The 18672-nt window shown below is 62.6% G+C and carries 17 protein-coding genes; 11 read left to right on the top strand and 6 right to left on the bottom strand.

The features are described from left to right. Window positions 1–72: 72 nt before the first annotated feature. From P3T23_RS35300 to P3T23_RS35290, 3 genes are read left to right on the top strand one after another with little or no spacing between them, the layout of a single operon-like run. Window positions 73–1275: a XylR family transcriptional regulator gene (locus P3T23_RS35300; protein WP_429320737.1), complete on the top strand. Its 1203-nt coding sequence runs from the start codon at window positions 73–75 to the stop codon at window positions 1273–1275. Between the two features lie 30 nt (window positions 1276–1305). After that, a complete protein-coding gene (locus P3T23_RS35295) occupies window positions 1306–2382 on the top strand; it encodes an aldose epimerase family protein (RefSeq protein ID WP_429320689.1) in 1077 nt (358 codons plus the stop codon). A 44-nt stretch (window positions 2383–2426) separates the two neighbouring features. After that, window positions 2427–2828, top strand: coding sequence for a VOC family protein (locus P3T23_RS35290; protein ID WP_429320688.1), 402 nt, complete (start codon window positions 2427–2429; stop codon window positions 2826–2828). A 46-nt stretch (window positions 2829–2874) separates the two neighbouring features. On the opposite strand, the gene P3T23_RS35285 is transcribed toward P3T23_RS35290, so the two are convergent. Together P3T23_RS35285 and P3T23_RS35280 are read right to left on the bottom strand one after the other, a co-directional pair. Beyond that, on the bottom strand, window positions 2875–3531 hold the full coding sequence (locus tag P3T23_RS35285) for a LysE family translocator (RefSeq protein ID WP_429320687.1): 657 nt from the start codon (window positions 3529–3531) through the stop codon (window positions 2875–2877). 215 nt (window positions 3532–3746) lie between these two features. Further along, window positions 3747–5282 (bottom strand): DHA2 family efflux MFS transporter permease subunit, encoded by a 1536-nt coding sequence (locus tag P3T23_RS35280; protein ID WP_429320686.1) that lies wholly within the window; start codon window positions 5280–5282, stop codon window positions 3747–3749. Window positions 5283–5437: 155 nt separating this feature from the next. Between P3T23_RS35280 and P3T23_RS35275 the strand changes: the two genes are divergently transcribed. Then, the gene (locus P3T23_RS35275) at window positions 5438–5881 is read left to right on the top strand and encodes a MarR family winged helix-turn-helix transcriptional regulator (protein ID WP_429320685.1); all 444 of its coding nucleotides are present in this window, start codon (window positions 5438–5440) and stop codon (window positions 5879–5881) included. Between the two features lie 74 nt (window positions 5882–5955). Here P3T23_RS35275 and P3T23_RS35270 read toward each other — a convergent pair whose 3' ends face one another. Together P3T23_RS35270 and P3T23_RS35265 are read right to left on the bottom strand one after the other, a co-directional pair. Beyond that, window positions 5956–7458, bottom strand: coding sequence for a diguanylate cyclase (locus P3T23_RS35270; RefSeq protein ID WP_429320684.1), 1503 nt, complete (start codon window positions 7456–7458; stop codon window positions 5956–5958). Window positions 7459–7718: 260 nt separating this feature from the next. Continuing rightward, on the bottom strand, window positions 7719–8645 hold the full coding sequence (locus P3T23_RS35265; RefSeq protein WP_429320683.1) for a LysR substrate-binding domain-containing protein: 927 nt from the start codon (window positions 8643–8645) through the stop codon (window positions 7719–7721). Between the two features lie 111 nt (window positions 8646–8756). On the opposite strand from P3T23_RS35265, the gene P3T23_RS35260 reads away from it, so the two are divergent. Then, window positions 8757–9872: a succinylglutamate desuccinylase/aspartoacylase family protein gene (locus P3T23_RS35260; protein WP_429320682.1), complete on the top strand. Its 1116-nt coding sequence runs from the start codon at window positions 8757–8759 to the stop codon at window positions 9870–9872. Window positions 9873–10070: 198 nt separating this feature from the next. Continuing rightward, window positions 10071–10274 (top strand): hypothetical protein, encoded by a 204-nt coding sequence (locus tag P3T23_RS35255; protein ID WP_429320681.1) that lies wholly within the window; start codon window positions 10071–10073, stop codon window positions 10272–10274. A gap of 163 nt (window positions 10275–10437) precedes the next feature. Here P3T23_RS35255 and P3T23_RS35250 read toward each other — a convergent pair whose 3' ends face one another. Next, the gene (locus P3T23_RS35250; RefSeq protein WP_429320736.1) at window positions 10438–11535 is read right to left on the bottom strand and encodes a hypothetical protein; all 1098 of its coding nucleotides are present in this window, start codon (window positions 11533–11535) and stop codon (window positions 10438–10440) included. Between the two features lie 623 nt (window positions 11536–12158). Between P3T23_RS35250 and P3T23_RS35245 the strand changes: the two genes are divergently transcribed. From P3T23_RS35245 to P3T23_RS35230, 4 genes are all read left to right on the top strand, one after another. Continuing rightward, window positions 12159–14537 (top strand): ATP-binding protein, encoded by a 2379-nt coding sequence (locus P3T23_RS35245; protein WP_429320680.1) that lies wholly within the window; start codon window positions 12159–12161, stop codon window positions 14535–14537. A 72-nt stretch (window positions 14538–14609) separates the two neighbouring features. Then, complete coding sequence (locus tag P3T23_RS35240; RefSeq protein ID WP_429320679.1) at window positions 14610–15344, top strand: methyl-accepting chemotaxis protein; 735 nt, start codon at window positions 14610–14612, stop codon at window positions 15342–15344. Further along, window positions 15341–15880, top strand: coding sequence for a hypothetical protein (locus tag P3T23_RS35235; protein WP_429320678.1), 540 nt, complete (start codon window positions 15341–15343; stop codon window positions 15878–15880). The genes P3T23_RS35240 and P3T23_RS35235 overlap by 4 nt, the downstream gene beginning before the upstream one ends. Window positions 15881–15936: 56 nt before the next feature. Continuing rightward, the gene (locus P3T23_RS35230) at window positions 15937–16302 is read left to right on the top strand and encodes a response regulator (protein ID WP_429320677.1); all 366 of its coding nucleotides are present in this window, start codon (window positions 15937–15939) and stop codon (window positions 16300–16302) included. Window positions 16303–16398: 96 nt separating this feature from the next. Here P3T23_RS35230 and P3T23_RS35225 read toward each other — a convergent pair whose 3' ends face one another. After that, the gene (locus tag P3T23_RS35225; RefSeq protein WP_429320676.1) at window positions 16399–18012 is read right to left on the bottom strand and encodes a methyl-accepting chemotaxis protein; all 1614 of its coding nucleotides are present in this window, start codon (window positions 18010–18012) and stop codon (window positions 16399–16401) included. 264 nt (window positions 18013–18276) lie between these two features. Here P3T23_RS35225 and P3T23_RS35220 point away from each other — a divergent pair, with 264 nt between their 5' ends. Then, window positions 18277–18648, top strand: a complete 372-nt coding sequence (locus tag P3T23_RS35220; RefSeq protein WP_429320675.1) for a hypothetical protein — start codon at window positions 18277–18279, stop codon at window positions 18646–18648. Window positions 18649–18672 lie beyond the last annotated feature (24 nt).

Below are 18672 nucleotides of genomic sequence, written 5' to 3'. Positions count from 1 at the left end.
GGCGCTGGCTGCTGCGCACAACAGGAGACGATGGTCCGCCGGCATCTGAGTGCCGCCGCACCCTCCCTTGCGATGACTCGAGCCCAGGCGCCCCAGAAGACCCATCGTATTGCCCTGCTGTTCAACGCGAACAAGGTGTATGACCGCGAGATCATCACGGGCATCGGCAATTACCTGCTGTCGACCCGCGTCGCGTGGGATCTCTTTCTCGAAGAGGACTTCCGCTGCCGCCTCGCGGGCATCGAGCGTTTCGACGGGGACGGCATCATCGCTGACTTCGACGATCCTGCCGTTTGCGAAGCGTTGAGCAACTTCGCGTTGCCGGTGGTGGCCGTGGGTTCATCATATGAAGACCCGGCGCAGTATCCGCCGGGCCTCCCCTACATAGCGACCGACAACGCGAAGCTCGTGTCGCTTGCGTTCACCCATCTGATCGGCGCCGGCCTGCAGCGCTTCGCGTTCTACAGCCTGCCCGAAGCGCCCGAAAACCGCTGGGCACAACAGCGGGAACTGGCGTTCCGGCATCTGCTCGAGGCGGAAGGACTCGACGTCGACATCCATCGCGGCCTGCCGACCAGCGCGCCGGAGTGGAATCAGGCGATCGAGCAGCTGGCCGCCTGGCTGAAGGATCTGCCGAAGCCGGTGGGAATCATCGCCGTGACCGACGCCCGCGCGCGGCATCTGCTGCAGGCGTGCCTGATGGCCGGCATTCCGGTGCCGGAGGAAGTCGCGATCATCGGCATCGACAACGATCCGTTGACGCGCACGCTGACGCGCATTCCCCTTTCGTCAGTGATACAGGGCACGGAGGAAATGGGCCGCACTGCGGCGCACCTTTTGCACCAGATGCTGCACGGCGCGCGTTTTCCCGGGCGACGCATTCTCGTGCCGCCCGTCGGCATCAACGTGCTGGCATCGACGAAGCACCAACCGCTGGCGAGCCCCTATGTGATGCGGGCGCGGCACTTTATCCGCCAGTACGCGTGCCAGGGCATCCGCACGGAACAGGTCGCGGATTATGTGGGCGTCTCGCGTTCGTCGCTCGAAGAGTACTTCCGCCGCGAGTTGCAGTGCACCGTGCATCAGGAGATCCTGCGTCACAAGCTCGATGCGGCGAAGGCGATGCTCGAGAAGCGCGATGCGTCGAGCGCGGAAGTGGCGATCCGCTGCGGGTTCACGTCGCTGCAATACATGTACGCGGTATTTCGTCGCGAACTCGGCTGCACGCCGCGCGAGTATCAGGAGCGCGCGAAGTCGTCGGCTGCGCCGGGTTGAATCCTCATCACCTTCTTACTTTCCGACGACATGATCAGTACCGCACGTCTTTCCTCCGATTCGTGGGGCGCATTGCCGAGCGGCGACCCCGCCCGCCTGTTCACGCTGCGTAATACGCACGGCATGAAAGTGGCCATCAGCGACCTCGGCGCGACGCTCGTCTCGTGGCATACGCCCGACCGCGCCGGCCGCCTCGACGACATCCTGCTCGGCCACGACAAACCCGCCGACTACTTCACGGGCACGACCTACATGGGCGGGCTGATCGGCCGCTGGGCAAACCGCATTGCGAACGCGCACTTTGTGCTGGACGGCATCGAATACACGCTCGACCGCAACGAAGGCGACAATCTGCTGCACGGCGGCGCGGCGGGTTTTCACCGCGCGATCTGGGAAGCCAGCGAAGACAACGGCACGCTCGTCATGCGGCTCGAATCGCCGGAAGGCGATGCGGGCTTTCCCGGCAACGTGACTGTACAGGTACGCTACACGCTCGACGACGACGGCACGCTGACGCTCGATTACGAAGCCGTGTCCGATGCCCCGACACCGCTCAACCTGACAAGTCATCCCTACTTCAACCTGACGGGCCAGACGGATACGGACATTCGCGGCCACGTCATGACCATCGACGCCGACGCGTTCTTCGAAGTCGACGCGGGCCTGATTCCGTGCCGTCGCGCGGAAGTGGCGGGCAATGCATTCGATTTTCGCCAGAGCGCGCCCCTTGGAGCCAGGCTCGACTGGCCGCATGAACAGCTTGCACGTGCGGGCGGATTCGACCACTGCTATGTGCTGCGCGATCCCGCCGCAGCGGCCGATACGGTGTTGCGCCCAGTGCGTCAGGTCGCGCGTGCCTATGATCCGGGCAGCGGGCGCGAACTGACCGTATCGACCAACGAGCGCGGCTTGCAGTTCTATACGGGCAACTACCTCGAAGGAATCGCCGGCCGCAATGGTGCCGTCTATCGCCGGCATGCGGGGCTGTGTCTCGAAGCCAGTGCGTTTCCCAACCAGATCAACATGGACGATCGCGAGCGGGTCGTTTTGCGCCCCGGCGAGACATACCGGCAGGTGACATGCTATCGCGTGGGCGTAGTGGCGTAGTATCCGTCGCTCGCCGCGCGCACTGACACCCGGAATTCACGACGATGCAAAAGGTCACCCCGTTTCTGATGTTCAACGGTAACGCGCAGGAAGCACTGGACTTCTATCTCTCCGTGTTTCCGGACTCGGCTATCGAAAGCATTTCGCACTACGGCGCGGGCGAAGACGGCCCGGAAGGCAAGGTACGCCATGCCGTGTTTTCGCTCTTCGGACAACGCTTCATGTGCATCGATAGCGTGGTCAAGCACGGCTTCACATTCACGCCCGCGATGTCGCTCCACGTAACGTGCGAGAGCGCTGGCGAAGTCGACGCGCTCTTTGCCAGACTGTCGGCAAACGGACAACTGCTGATGCCGCTCGACACCTATCCGTTCAGCAGGCGCTACGCATGGTTCAACGACCGCTTCGGCGTGTCGTGGCAATTGATGATGGCCGGCCCTGCGTGAAGGCAGGTGAACTGGAGGGCTGACGGCGCAGCGAACGGCCGCGCGCTTATCGATGCTGGGTGGCGACTTTCAGCCCGAGCGAAATGAAAATCGTGCCAACGATCTTGCCCTGCCAGCGGCTGAGCCACGACAGCCGCTTGACCAGCCTGCCGAGCGGGCGGATGGTCAACGCGATGAGCGTCGTATACGCCGCGCTCAGTCCGACGAAAATCAGCCCGAGCACCGCGAATTGCAGGAAAGACGAACCGTGCTCGGGATGCACGAATTGAGGGAGAAAAGCGAGGAAGAACAACGCGGTCTTGGGGTTCAGCACTTCGGCGGGAATGGCCTGAAAGAACGCTTTGGCAGGCGTAACGGCAGCCACCTTCGGCTGGGTTGCCTTCGATGAGGCGCCTTCAGGCTGCGCCGGGCCGGAGGGTTTCTCCATCAGCGCGCGAATGCCGAGATACACGAGATAAGCCGCCCCCACCACCTTCACGACGTTGAATGCGAGTGCGGACGTCATCAACAGGGCGGACAGACCCACGGCGGCGCATAGCGTATGAACGAAATCGCCGCTCGCAATGCCAAGGCCAGTGAGTATGCCGGTCTTGCGTCCGCCCTGCACGGTGCGGGTCAGAACGAGCAGCACGGCAGGCCCGGGAATCAGGAACAGACCGAGCACCACCGCGACGAAAGCGCCCAATGTAGTGAGGTCAAACATGTCGTCTCCTGGCTTCGAACGATTCGACGGCGGCGCGCTGGTCCGTCGCGACGCTGTTGCGTCGATAGCGTGCGAACAGCATCGTCGAGGTGTCTCATCCGACGACGCCTCACGCCTGAATTAGCCGAACGATTGTACAGTGACTGAAAAACGCCCGCGCGAACTGCGTTGCGGGCATGCCAGACCGGCCTCGCACGCCACGTCGAGGCTCAGGCTCAATCCATCGCCGCGTGAGCGATCGACGTCGGCTGGGCTTTCGCTGGCCGGATCAGCAGAATCAGCGGAACGACCAGCAGTGTCGCCACGAACATCAGCTTGAAGTCGTTCAGGTAGGCAATCATCGATGCCTGCTGTGTGATCGACTGGTTCAACACCGCGAGATCGTAGTTCGAGCCGCTGGCAAGCATAGGTTGAATGGCGGGATTGAACGGCGTGACGTTCGCCGCGAGATCCGCGTGAGCGATCTGCGTATTGCGCGTGATCAGCGTCTGCACGATCGAAATGCCGATACTGCTGCCGATATTGCGCGCGAGGCTGTACGTTGCCGTGCCATCCGCGCGCAGTTGCGGAACCAGCGTGGAAAACGTCAGCGTACTCAGCGGCACGAACACGAGACCCAGCCCGAAGCCTTGAATCACGCCTGGCCAGATGATATCGGACGCCGACAGCACGATCGTGTACTGCATCATCTGCCAGAGCGCGAAGGCGGAAATCAGGAAGCCGGACAGCAGCAGCACGCGCGCGTCCACATATTTCAGCAGGCGGCCGGCGAACAGCATCGCGATCATCGTGCCGGCGCCGCTCGGCGCAGTCACGAGCCCGGTTGTCGCGACGGGATAGTTCATCAGGGTCTGCAGCATCGGCGGCAACAGCGCGCGCGTGGCGTACATCACCGCCCCGATCACGAAGATGAAGCAGGTTCCGGTAGCGAAATTGCGGTCCTTCAGCAACTCATAGCGGAAGAAGGAGCGGGCGCCAGCGGTCGCCGTATGGACCAGAAAGAACGCAAAGCTCAGCGCCGCCACCAGCGCCTCGATGCGGATTTCGAGTGAGTTGAACCAGTCGAGCTGCTCGCCGCGATCGAGCATCGCCTGCAACGCGCCGATGGCGAGACTCAGTGTCAGAAAACCGAACAGGTCGAACTTCGCGTCATGTTTCGCCGGTCTCGCGGGCAGGAATGTCAGCACGCCAAATAGCGCAAAGGCGCCGATCGGCACGTTGATGAAGAAAACCCAGCGCCAGTTGTAACTGTCGGTCAGCCAGCCGCCAAGCGTCGGCCCGAGAATCGGCCCGACCATCACGCCCATGCCCCACACGGCCATCGCCTGCCCCTGCTTCTCGTGCGGATTGATGTCGAGCAGGATCGATTGCGACAAAGGCACCAGCGACGCCCCAAAAATGCCTTGCAGCAGCCGCGACGCGACGATCTGGGTCAGTGTTTCCGACAGCCCGCATAGCGCCGACGCAAGCGTGAATCCGGCAATCGCCAGTGCCAGCAGACGCTTGACGCTCAGCCGGTCGGACAGCCAGCCCGTCAGCGGCGTCGCGATGGCCGCGGCCACGATGTACGACGTCAGCACCCACGTGATCTCGTCCTGCGACGCGGACAACGCGCCCTGCATGTGCGGCAGCGCAACGTTGGCGATCGTGCTGTCGAGCGTCTGGATCAGCGTCGCCAGCATGATCGAGATGGTGATCATGGACCGGTTGAGCGGAACAGCAGCGCTTTCCGAACCTGATTTAGATGACATTGGGGTGGATCACCGGGCTATTCCAAATAGTAAGCATGCTTATTATATCGATAACGGTTCAACGCGCAATTGGTAGAGTCGAGATCCCATGCCGTCGCTTCGCGGGGCTGCCGTTGCCGCCCACCTTCCGCGTCGGGCTTTCGTATAATCGCCGGATGAAAACCCATCTTGAACAGCGCTTCGGCTTTCTGGTGTCGGACGTAGGGCGCCTGTGCGGCAAGCGCTTCGACGATCTGGCGAAGTCGTCACTCGATCTCACGCGTGCCCAGTGCCGCGCACTTGCGTATCTGTCGCACTACGGCGACGTCAATCAGGCGCGTCTTGCCGATCTGCTCGAAGTCGCGCCGATTTCGGCCGGCCGCCTGCTCGACCGCATGGAAGAAGGTGGGTGGATCGAGCGCTCGATGAACCCGCAGGATCGCCGCGAAAGGCACATCCGGATGACCGAAAAAGCGGAGCAGACACTCGGCCGGGCCCGACGCGTAGGCGACGAGGTCGCCGCCGAAGCGCTCGAGGGTTTCAGCGACGAGGAAACGCAACAGTTGATCGCCTTGCTGCAAAGGGTGCGCAGCAACCTCAGTTCGCTCGTCGACAGCTGAGGATGCCTGCGGGAGTGGCGAGGTATGACGGCTTGCGGCCTGCGACGTGAGGCGTGAGATGTGACACGAGGCGCTCAGGCGAGAATGGTCGCGAAGACGCTGTTGCGTCCCGCCGCCTTGGCGGAGTAAAGCGCTTCGTCGGCGGCCTTCACGACCGACTCCACCGTGTTCGACTTTTTCCCTTGCCACGTCGCGACACCGATGCTCACCGTGATGCGTCCCTGCTCGCTCCCGGCGTGTTCGATCCCAAGACTGAACACTTCGTCGCGAATCGTCTCTGCGACGTTGAACGCGCCGGGCCCCAGGGTGGCGGGCAGCACGATCACGAATTCCTCGCCGCCGTAGCGGGCGGCACTGTCGCCAGGACGGCGGAGATTCCCTGAGATGCAGCGCGCCACGCAGGCGAGCGCGTCGTCGCCGGCCTGGTGACCGTACCCGTCGTTGTAAGCCTTGAAATGATCGATGTCGACAAACAGGATCGACAGCGCTTCGCCCGAGCGCTTCGCGCGCTGCCATTCGCGCTTCAGCAGGTCGTCCAGTGAGCGGCGGTTGTACAGCCCCGTGAGACTGTCGATTCTCGACAGCATCGTCAGCATCCGTTCCGCCTGCGCTTTCTTCGCCAGTGAATAAGCCAGCAGCACCGCAAGGCCGACGACGATCAGGCCGAATACCGTTATCAGGATCGCCATTCTGATGGCCCGCACCCGCCACGCCGCATAGATATCCATCTCGGCTGGCGCGACTTCCATGATCAGCGGCAGGCCCGGCAGGTGCCTGAACGTGTAGACGCGGCGGATACCGTCGATCGGGGACTCGTCGCTGAACCGGCCCTCGGGCTGCAGGTTCATCCGTAGAAAAAGCCTCGTGCCGCTGAGGTCCCGTCCGACCACGCGTTGATCGTCGGGCGAACGCATGATCAACTGTCCATTCGTATGAATGAGCGCCATCGTGCCATTCGGCCCGAGTTGCAGCCCCGCCAGCAGCCTGTGAAAGTACTCGAGCCGAAACGTGCCCAACACAATGCCGCCAAACGATCCATCAGGCTTGTTGATGCGCCGGCTGAGCGCGATACTCGGATCGCCGCCGCGCAGCCGCGACCGGAAAGGTGGGCTCAGATAAAGACCGGCATTGGGGTTGTCCCGATGTACGGTGAAATAGCTCCTGTCCGCAAAATTGGCCTGACGCGGGGTAGCCGAGCCGGAATCGATCATCACGTTGCCGGCGCTGTCCAGTACGAGCATGGAACCCAGGTCCTTGGCGGTGGCGGCACGTTCGAACAGCACCGAATCGCGCAGCGCGCGCGGCAGCGCCATGACTTCAGGGTCGCCCACACCATCGACGACGGCCTGCAGCGAAAGATCATAAAGTTCGACGTTACGCGCGATATCGCGCTCGACCACCAGCAGCGTGTTGAGTGACGACTCATTGGCAAGCGCGAGCGCGTCTTCACGACCGTCGTACAACAGCACCGCGCACACCACAAGCATAGTCAGCGCCATGAGCACGCCGCCAGCGATCACAAACCATGGCGAGACGAGCCAAGGCAGCAGGCGTCTGAAAATATGGCGGATCAGCATCGAGCGCGCTTCGGCTGGTCGGTTTTCAAATTCAATGGCGGGTGTGCACCGTCTCCGGGCAGCGAGAATAGCATATGCCACTTTCGTGATGGATCGATTTCGGGGATGACGTGGCGAGGATCTCGACTGACGAATTCGCGCGCCCTGCCGCCATCGACATCGCCCGAGGTGCCCCGACAATCCGCTTTCACCCCCGCACACGCCCGGCGCGATCGGACAACCCCGCCGTCGCAACGCGATCGCCCACTACCGGGCACGCACTACCCGGCACGCGCACGCACCGTGCGCGTGTAGGACGCGATCATCGTGGCCAGTTCCTGTGCCGCAGGCGTCACGGGAATCGCGGCGCGCTGCAGCAGGCAGACGTTGTGCTGCGTGGGCCGCTCGCGAAGCGGAATCGACTTCAGCGCGCCGGCAAACGGCCCGCGTTGCGTCACGATCGACGACTCCAGCGAAAGGCAATCCGTTTCCCCGACGAGGTGCAGCGCTTCGAACAGGCCTTCGACCGTCGCAATGATTCTGGGCGGCGGCAACCCATGGCCTTCAAAGAAGCTGAGCAGCCGGTTCGATGACGTGTCGCCGGTCAGGTTCGGCGAGCGCGTCGCAATCCACGTGCAGTCCGCCAGTTCTTCGAGCGACTTCGCGCCTGCTTTCGGATGTCCGCGACGGCAGACCACCACCGGGTCGGACGGATAGAGGGTCATCACCGAAAGGTCGGTCGTGTCCGTGTCCTTCGATACCAGCGCGACAGCGAAGTCGAGCGTGCCGTCGCGTATCCACGCGATCATCATCCGCGACGTGCCTGTTCTCAGGTGCACCGAAACCCGCTCGAAACGCGAGCGGAATTCGGTCAACACGGGCGCGAGCGCATCGATCAGCGGCTCGGTCGTCATGCCGAACGACACCTCGCCCGCATACTCTCCGCGCAACTGCTGAACCTCCTGCTCCGCCCGCCCGCATTCCCCGAGAATCGCGCCAGCGCGCTGCAGCAGGCGCTGGCCAAGCGCAGTCAGCGCCACGCCGCGATTGGTGCGCGTAAAAAGCGTGGCGCCCAGCATCAACTCAAGGTTCTGGAGTTGCTGCGTGATACCGCTTTGCGCCGTCCCAAGCGCTCGCGACGCGGCGCGGATGCTGCCGTGCTCGGCGACCGCGGTAAATACGCGCAACTGGGAGATCGTCAGAGACATGTCTGTTTTTTTGCGATCAGTAAAAATGATCATGATAGACCGCTGCGCACTTCTCCGGATCGCCAACGCGCCGTAGCATGGGGCCGAATCCCCTCTCTATCTCACACGCCCATGTACACGCAAAACGCCCCGCTCCTGTCGCCCGCCATCGGCACCCGCCGCGAATTGACGAGCTTCCATTTCGGTCCGTCGGACACCAGGCAAAAGATCTATATCCAGTCGTCGTTGCATGCCGACGAAACGCCCGCGATGCTGACGAGCGTCATGCTGAAACGGCGCCTCCTCGCGCTCGAAGCCGAAGGGGCACTGGCGGCCAGCATCGTACTCGTGCCGGTCGCCAACCCGGTCGGCCTCGGACAGTACGTCATGGGCCAGTTCGTGGGACGCTTCGACCTCGCCAGCGGACGCAACTTCAACCGTCATTTCCTGCCTTTCACTTCGCTCGTCGAACGCGCGAAGGAAGCGCTGGGCGCCGATCCGCTCGAGAACCAGCAGATCGTCCGGCAACTGGTTCGCGACGAACTTGAACAGCAGAAGCCGCTGACCGAATTCGAGTCGTTGCAACTGGCGTTGCTGAAGCTGTCGTTCGATGCCGATCTCGTCATTGATCTGCACTGTTCGCTGGAAGCCGTGATGCACGTGTACACCAGCGAAGCCGCGTGGCCACAGATCGAACCGCTTGCGCGCTATCTCGGCTCCGAGGCGTCGCTGCTCGCGACCAACTCCGGCGGCCAGGCGTTCGACGAGACGCATAGCCTGCTCTGGTGGCACCTTCAGGCGGATCTGCCCGCGGACAGGCCCGTCCCCATCGGCACGCTCGCGGTGACGGTCGAATGCCGTGGCCAGCGCGACGTGTCGTATGAGATTGCCCAACAGGATGCGGACGCGATCATCGATTACCTGATCTGGCGCGAAGCGATCAAAGGCGACGCGAAGCCGCAGCCGGCATTGCCCATGCCGGCGACGCCGCTCGCGGGCAGCGAGCAGTTCTACGCGCCGGCAAGCGGGATCCTCGTGCATCGCGCGAAGATCGGCGACACCATCCGCGCAGGCGATCCGCTCTTCGACATCATCGACCCGCTCACCGACGAAACGACGACCGTCGAGAGCCACACCGACGGCGTGCTTTATATGCGGCGCGCGATCCGTTTTGTGACGACCGGCGCGCCGCTGGGCCGCGTCACCGGGACGCGGCCCGTGCGCACCGGCGTATTGCTCGGCGCGTGATCGCCGGGAGGGTGGAACCGCCAATTTCTTTCCAGAAGCTTACGCAAACTGATTTGTCGGCAGCCGCCTGCTGCGTGTGCCTCGCGTGCCGGTCTGAAGGGTAGAATTTGCTGTGGGGGGTGCGAGTATCGCCCGCCCACGCCAAAATCAAGAAGCCGGTCAGCGCTGCGGGCGCGCGTGCATCACATGGAGCAAGCGATGAAACCTGAACCCACGGAAAAGCGGGCCCGCAAGCGTCCGTCCAACCTCGTCCTGAACCTGCTGACCGTTCTGGTCGGCCTCGGGGTCCTGGCTGCGGGGCTTGCCTATCTGATTCTGAACGACACGCCGGTGTTCGCCATCCCGCTTGTCGTCACGGTGCCGGTTATCGCCGCCGTGGCATTTCGCAATTGCTGGGACTAGCACGGTCGCCGGCGTCTTTCGCGTCCGTCAATGATGGCGAGACTCGCGGTCGGCAGAATGTACCGTTCGCGGCGACAATGGCGCGAAGAAGAACGAATCGCGCCGAACGCCCGCGAATCCGATCCGGCCCATGCCGCCGGCCGCGGTGTGTGACACCTCTCCGTCAGTTGTTGCCGCTTTCCCCCAACGTCCATACGGTCAGCGTATTCGTGGCGTCATCCACGGCGGCTAAACGTACCCGACCATGCCGGTCTCGCCCGAAGGCGAGACCAAAAGCGGCCCCCTGCGACGGATCAACCGACAACTCGGCGATGAAGCGGCCGTCCACCGTAAACTCGACCAGCTCGCTCGGCTGCTGCGGATCGGGATTGATCGCGTCGCCGTTCGCCGTGACCAGATGGCCGTTCGGTGCAAGCGCAAGGCCCAAGGGTCCGCGCAGATGTGCGTTGTCCTGGTAAATGAGTCGCCCGACACCCGCGTCGTGCGTCGCGGAAGCGGCGCCGTAGATCGCGAACACAGCGTTGTCTGCAGTCGATGCGACATACAGCACGTCGTGATCGGCGTCGTAAGCAAGTCCGGTCGGCCCGAGTTCGAACGCCGTGGGGTCGCTGCGATGCATGTAGCCGGAGGCGACGATGCGCGAAGTCGGCAGCACGTGGACACCGGTCTCGTCTATCGAAAGGTCCAGTCTGGCGACATTCCCGCTCAAGACGTTCGACACGAATACCTTGACGCTTCCGCCCCGATCGATCACGGTGAGATCCCATGGTCCATTCAACAGGGTCGGGTTCTTCAGCTCAGCCGCGAGTCCGCCTTGCGGGTTGACGACCAGCAACGAACCCTGCGACGTCGGTGTCTTGCCGTCGGTGGTGGGCAGGTTGCCGACCAGAACGAAGCCACTTCTGAGCACCGCCAGCGCGGTGGTCAGCCCCAGGTTGTGCCCCTGGAAAAAGGTAATGGGCGTGCCGTTCGGCACGAACTTGACGATCGTCGTTCCGGTGCCTTGCAGATTCGATTTCGCATTGAAGTTCGACACCACCACGTCGCCCGCTTTTAACGTGCTCCAGGACGGCACCCCAGCTGGTACGAACGCCACACCATAGGGATTGACGTCGCCGTTGGCAGGAACCGTCGACGCAGTCACGGACGAAGGCGGAAGAATGGGCTCATCGCCGGCAGCCCACACATAACCGGTCGATAGCGCAGCGAGGCAGGCCCCGCATATCACCTTGCGCAGTCGATGACCAGGCTGGCCCGACATAGGCGCGGCTTGCACGGAACCAGCCGCTCCGTCGACACCACCGAAGACGGGGACACGCTTGAACGCTCTCATCACTCGACTCCTTTTGGCAAAGAACACGCCGACCGCGGACATCGCACACTGACGGCCGGGCAGCGAGCGCTCGCGGTGCTTTGACGCGGGCAGTCGCCCTGCTTAAACGAATTCGCGTCGCCTTTATTCCGCCCAATGCTGCCCATCGTGAACGAGGTGCGCCGCGCCCCGTGCAAGGTCTTAAGGAAACCTTCAGCCTGCGCGTGACGATTTCGTGTCGTTGCCTGTCAGCAGCCTTGATGCAAAACCGGTCTCGCTGATGTACGTGCCTCGCTGTCGCACTCAACGCACCGCGTGTCGACGCGCAAACGTTGGCGAGTTCACTTTGTGGAGCATGTGATCGATTTCAACGCTCGATCCGGTCTCAACCCGCGCATGCCCCTCCAGGGTAACCGCACGAAAACGGAGTCATTCATCTGGCTTTCGTCATCGATCAGTAACAATCCATCCACGATAATCTGGGCGCCCGACGATTCGGCAATTTCACAAAAAGGCGGCCAACTCCAGTCAGGAGTTCGACACGCTGGTTTGACCTCCGGGGAAGCACTCAAATGACCATTCGTCATCGCATCACGCTATTGGTAATCTTGATGTTCGTCGCACTGTCGGCCATCGGCGGCTATGCGGTCTACCAGACGCGGGGCAGCGCCCGTGAGGTCAGGCAGGTGACGGAAGGTGTGGTGCCAAGCGCACTGGCGTCGGCGAATCTGGTGTCGCAGGTCAAGGACGTCCAGCTGGCCACGATGACGCTGGTCTACGCGCCCGACGGCAACGTGATGTCGCAGGCGCAGGAAGAACTCAAGGCGAAGAAAGCGTCTTTGCAACAGGCACTCGCGCTGCAGGCGAGAGATGCCGCGAGTCATGCCCAGAAAGGCCTCGTATCGCAGGCCAGCGACAGCCTGGAGAACTATTTCTCCGCGATCAACGAAACCGCAAAGATGAAAGCCGCCGGCAAGAATGAGCTGGCGCAGGCTTATCTTTTCGCCAACGTGGCCCAGTATCGCGACGAACTCGAAGGCATCGTCGAGACGCTTCGCGTCGAGAAGAACCGCGAGAAGGATGAGGCCATCGCGACGCTGAACAGCACCCTCGCGACGACCACCACCGCGATCGGCGCCGTCACGGGTATCGCAGTCATTCTGCTGATCTCCATCGGTCTGCTGCTGTATCGCCAGATTACCCGGCCGCTCAGCCGCATGCAGGCGATGATGAGCGAGATCGCGTCGAGCCAGGACTTCACGCGCCGCGTGCCGGTGGGCCGCATGGACGAAATCGGTCATTCGATCGTCGCGTTCAACGGAATGATCGAAAAGATTCAGGAAAATTCGGCGCTGCTCAAGCAAAAGACCGCGGACATCCAGGCGATGCTGCAGAACATGCAGCAGGGTATTCTGACCGTCGTCGAAGGGGCGGTCATCCATGCAGAGTATTCGGCGTATCTCGAAGCCATCTTCGAAACGAAGGACATCGCCGGACGCGGCCTGATGGAGCTTGTTTTTGCCGATACCGATCTGGGCGCGGATATCCTGTCGCAGGTCGACGCGGCGACTCACGCCTGTCTCGGCGAGGATTGCATCAACTTCGAGTTCAACCAGCATCTGCTGGTGAGCGAAGTCGCCCGGCGCATGCCGGATGGGCGCGTCAAGATTCTCGACCTGAGCTGGTCGGCCATCACCGATGAAAGCGACACCATCGTTCGACTGATGCTGTGCGTGCGCGATGTCACCGAACTGCGCAAGCTCGCGGCCGAGGCCAGCGAACAGAGGCGCAGGCTGGAGATGATCGGCGAAATCCTTGCGGTCAGTCAGGAGAAGTTCCACCACTTCATCGAGAGTTCGGCGGGCTTCATCAGCGAGAACGAGCGGATCATCCGCAAGCATTCCGAGGCGGACGGCGAGGCGATCGCCGAACTGTTCCGCAACATGCACACGATCAAGGGTAACGCACGCACCTACAACCTTCAGTACCTGACTAATGTGGTGCACGAAACGGAGCAGCGCTACCAGCAACTGCGCCAGTCGGACGCGGAGCGCGCCTGGGACCAGGAAGGTCTGATGCAGGAACTGGCCCGCGTGCGGGAAGCGGTCGAAAGTTACGCCACGATCAACGAAGTCAGTCTTGGCCGCAAAGGCCCGGGCCGCCGCGGCAACGTCGAACAGTACCTGATGGTCGACAAGGCGCAGATCCAGGAAAGTCTGCGTCTCACTGAAAAGGCGAATTCGGGCGAGCTGCGCGATCTGATCGCCATGCGCGACGCGGTGCAGCGCACCTTGCGCATGCTTGGGACGGAAAGCATTGGCGAAGTGTTGTCCGGCGTGCTTGAATCGCTGCCTTCGCTGGCAAACGAACTGGGCAAGGTGGCGCCGGCCGTGCGCATTCACGATAACGGCTACCGCGTGAGCCGCGAGGTGAGCGGCACCTTGAACAACGTGTTCATGCATCTGCTGCGCAACGCCGTCGATCACGGCATCGAGACCGCTGACGCGCGGACCGCGCAGGGCAAGCCCGCCGCCGGCACGATCGACATCGAAGTCGGCGCACACAAGGATAGCGTTCGGATCACCCTCAGCGACGACGGACGCGGTCTCGCGCTGGGCCGGATTCGCAGCATCGCAATCGGGCGCGGCTGGATCGGCGCCGACGACGCGCTCGACGATGCGCAAATCGCACATCTGATCTTCAGGCCGGGCTTCTCGACAGCCGACAGAATCACGGAGGTGTCGGGACGCGGTGTGGGCATGGACGCGGTACAGGACTTCCTCAAACGCGAGAACGGCCGGATCGAACTGCGTTTTACCGACGATCGCAAGGGCGCGGAATTCCGCCGGTTCCAGACGGTCGTGGTGCTGCCGGATAACGTCGCGGTGAACAGCGGCGGAATTCACGCACGCCGCGAAACCGATGCGTTGCTCGATGCGGTCACCGGTTAAGCGGCTTGAGTCGCTTAAGCCGTTGAGTCTCCCCTACCCTCTCGCATCAAATGAAATCCGGAAGGACTGGTTGTGATTGAACAGTATCTAGTAGCGGCACTCGGGAGTAGCGCGGTCACTGCCGTGCTCGCGCTCTCGGTGCACAGGGTGTCCCGCGCGAAAGCAATGCGCCGGCCACGCGTTGAAGCAGGCGCCCGGATCGACATGCTGTCTGAGACCAATGCGCAGCAGAGCGCGCTGATCGACCAGCAGAACCAGCAGACGCAGGAACTCGAAGCAACGCTCGCGCAGCTTCGCGACGACCTTGCGAATCAGGTCGAATCCAATGAGGAAATCCGCGTGTCGCTGCATGCGGCCGTCGAAGTCCGCGAGCAGCTGGCGCAGCACGCTGACCGGATCGCGGCCGAAGCCTTGCGCCTGAAAAGTCTTGGCGCGACGTTCGAGCGATGGCATGAGCAGATGATCTCGCTGATGACGCAGAACAAGGATATGCATGCGAAGAACCAGGAGCTTTCGTCGATCGTCAGGCATGTCGTGATCGTTTCGCTCAATGCGTCGATCGAGGCTGCCCGTGCGGGCCAGGCCGGGCGCGGCTTTGCGGTGGTCGCAAGTGAAGTCAGGGCGCTCGCGGCCCGCTCGGAAGAACTGTCGAAGAGCTACAGGGACAGCCTCGACATCAGCGACCTGACCACCACCGCGACCTTCCAGGATATCCAGGCCGGCGGCAAGATGATCACCGCATCGCTTGCCAGCGTCGAGGCGCTTGCCAACCAGTTTCAGTCAACGCTTCATCAGGCATCAACGTGATCAGTAGCCACGCGAAGGACAGTTTCGAACGCATTTTCCGCAAGGCGGCGCAGTCACGGCTGACACTGGATTCGGGCGACGCTTGCGACATTACCCCGCTCGGGCAAGGCGAAACGGGAGCAAGCCTCGCAGGCGACGTCGTCGTACTGACGATCTCGTCGATCGTGTTCAGGTTGATCCTCGTGATCCACTTCGATGAGGACGCCAGCACGCGCGACTATTTCGCAAGGAATGCGGCGGAAAGACCGTTTCAGGAGGTCTTTCTGGAGATCTGCAACCTCTGCTGCGGCGCCATGAACCAGGAACTGCTCCGGTATTTTCCGGATCTGGGCATGTCCACGCCTTACGTGCTGCACGCTCGCTGCGTGTCCCATCTGGAAGAGCTGAAGCCTGGGTATCTGTCGTCGCACGCGATCACGATAAACGGGTCCGTTCACCTCGCGGCGACAGTCTGCGTATGTGCCTACGCGCCCATCGATTTCATCGCCGACGTCAGCACCGTCGAAGAAACCAGCGGCGAACTCGAGTTCTTTTGAGCGCTGTCAAGACTGGCGATGCCGCCCCGCTCCAATTGTCGTTACAGGAAAATGAAATGGCGAAAATTCTGGTTGTAGATGATTCCAGCACCGTGCGCGACGAGGTCGCCGGCTTCCTGCGAAAGAATGGCCTTGACGTCGATACCGCAGTCGACGGCAAGGACGGGCTGAGCAAGCTGAAGATGAGCCCCGGCATCAAGCTCGTGATCAGCGACGTCAACATGCCCAACATGGACGGCTTGACGATGGTGGAAAAGATTCGCGGGGAGCTGGCGAACAACGCCGTCAATGTGGTGATGCTCACGACCGAAAGCAGTCCGGCAATGAAGGAAAGAGGCAAGGCGGCGGGCGTCAAAGGCTGGATCGTCAAGCCGTTCAAGGGCGACGCCGTGCTGGAAGCGTTCAGGAAGATGGCCAGCTAGACCCGCTCGCAACGTGATACGCCGTTAGAACGTGCGCCAGTCGTCACCGGCCGGGGCCTGTGCAACCGGCGCGGGTGCAACGTAAGCACGCTGCCCTCACGATGTCAGCGCACGGACGGACGGCGTTGCCGCGCGCCTGATTTGGCCGCGCGTGCTGTGCGTATGGGCCGCACTGTCAGCGGTGTCGTTGATGCGAAACACCGCGACCGCTTCCCGCAACGCCGTCGCCTGCTCGGCCATCGACTGCGCAGCCGCCGACGCCTGCTCGACGAGCGCCGCATTCTGCTGCGTCACTTCGTCCATCTGGCTGACCGCCATGTTCACCTGTTCGATGCCGGTGGTCTGCTCATCGGAAGCCGATGAAATTTCCGCCACGATCGCGGTCACCTGCTGCACCGACCGAACGATCTCCGCGATGATCCCGCCTGCGTCGTGCACCAGCTCGTTGCCGGTATCGACGCGGCTCGCCGACTGCTCGATCAACGCCTTGATTTCCTTCGCGGCGCCGGCGCTGCGCTGCGCGAGCGTGCGCACCTCGCTCGCGACGACGGCGAAGCCGCGCCCCTGTTCGCCCGCACGCGCGGCTTCCACTGCGGCGTTGAGCGCAAGAATGTTGGTCTGAAACGCGATGCTTTCGATGACGCCGATAATCTCGCCGACCCTCGACGAGCTTTCCGAAATACCCGCCATCGTTTCGACCACGCGCCCCATCACATCGCCACCGCGCGCGGCCGTTTCAGAGGCGGTGCCCGCGAGCGTCGACGCATGCCGGGCGTTGCCCGCGTTCTGCCGCACCGTGCTGGTCAGTTCCTCCATGCTGGCTGCGGTTTCTTCGAGCGATGCGGCCTGCTCTTCGGTCCGTGCCGACAGGCTCAGATTGCCCGCCGCGATCTCCGAACTCGCTGTCGCCACCCCTTCCGCATTGCGCCGCACATTGCTGACCACACTCGACAGACTCGTCTGCATCTCCTTCAGCGCGGCGAGCAGGTCTGCGATCTCGTCCGAACCTGTCGCGTGAAACTCGGTCGTCAGGTTGCCGAGCGCGATGGTGCGCGCGACATCCAGCGCCCGCCTGAGCGGCCGCGTGATCGAGCGGCTGAACATGACCGCCCCACCCAGCCCCGCGCTGAACGCCACCAGCATCAGCACGATACTGATCTCCGAAGCCTGCCTCGCGTCGGCAGCCGCTTTCGCCGACACGTCCGCGCTCGTTGCCGCGATTTCCTGCGCGGCGTGGGCCAGCAAGCGCGCCGGTTCACGATCGACGCCCGCGACGGCGGTGTCGCCGGCGGTGGGATCAAAAGCCGCGGCCTTGAAGGCTTCAAAACCCTTTCGATAGCCGACGCCCATCGTCGAATGCGCAGCCGCGAACTGCTCCACCAGTGCACGGCTTGTGCCTTCGTCGAGCTTCGTCAGCAGAGACCGGGTCTGGTCGTCGACGGAGCGCTCCTGCTGCTCGAAAGCGGCCCATCCGTGTTCGAGTTTCGCCGGGTCCTTGCCGCGCAACAGGATGTCCTTCCACTCCTGAACCTGCAGCTTGAAGGTCACCAGCACGCTGGACACTGCCCGCTCGTTTGCGACGTTGTCGCGAACCACCGTGTTGTATTCGGTAATCGAGTTGTTCAGCGAATAAAGCCCATACATTGCGCCGGCAAACATCAGCAGAAGTGCAGCGCCAAAGGCCAGAGGTAATTTGATAGTCAGTTTCATCGGGAAGGAGGCTTAACAAAACGTCGGAAAGCGCGCATGGCAGCGCGGCTTGATGGCGCAAAGACCCTCATCCAGGTCTTTACGGCACGGCGTATGCGAAATGAATCCCTACCCAAATATTGAGTTGCGGCCGTTGATCCGATTGACACGCATGCCCCTTACTTTCTCTTCACAAATATTACACAGCTCGCCGGATATGCTTCCGCGTCATCGAGCCGTGCATCTGCACACGCCGGCATTCCCAACGTCACGCGGGAGGCTTTCATGTTTGTCAGGTTCACTCGCCACCGGGCGCCGGGACGCAAACGATTAACCTCTGCGCCCGAATGCTGGACCGGCGTGCTCTCGACGGTATTGCTCGCCGCATCGTGCTTCATGTTCGTCAGTGCCTGCAGCGACGACGACAAGGCCACTGCCCCGGCAGCCGCCGTTCAGGCGCATGACAGCTCCGCGTCAGATGCGCGAGGTGCATCGGTCGACACGCCGAACGCGCTGCCCGCTGCCGCCCTCACGATCCAGACACCGGCGCACGCCACCGACCCGTCCTCTGACGCAGCGACCGCGCAGGCCACTGCGCAACCTGGCGAGGCCGCATCCGGCAGTCTCGCTCCACCCGTGATTCACACCGTAGATTGAGTTCGACCGAGCCGCGCCCCGGTA

The sequence above is a fragment of the Paraburkholderia sp. GAS448 genome (assembly GCF_050435685.1).
GTDB lineage: Bacteria > Pseudomonadota > Gammaproteobacteria > Burkholderiales > Burkholderiaceae > Paraburkholderia.
The sequence above is the reverse complement of the archived record's forward strand: the minus strand, read 5'-3'. Positions and strand labels throughout refer to the sequence as shown.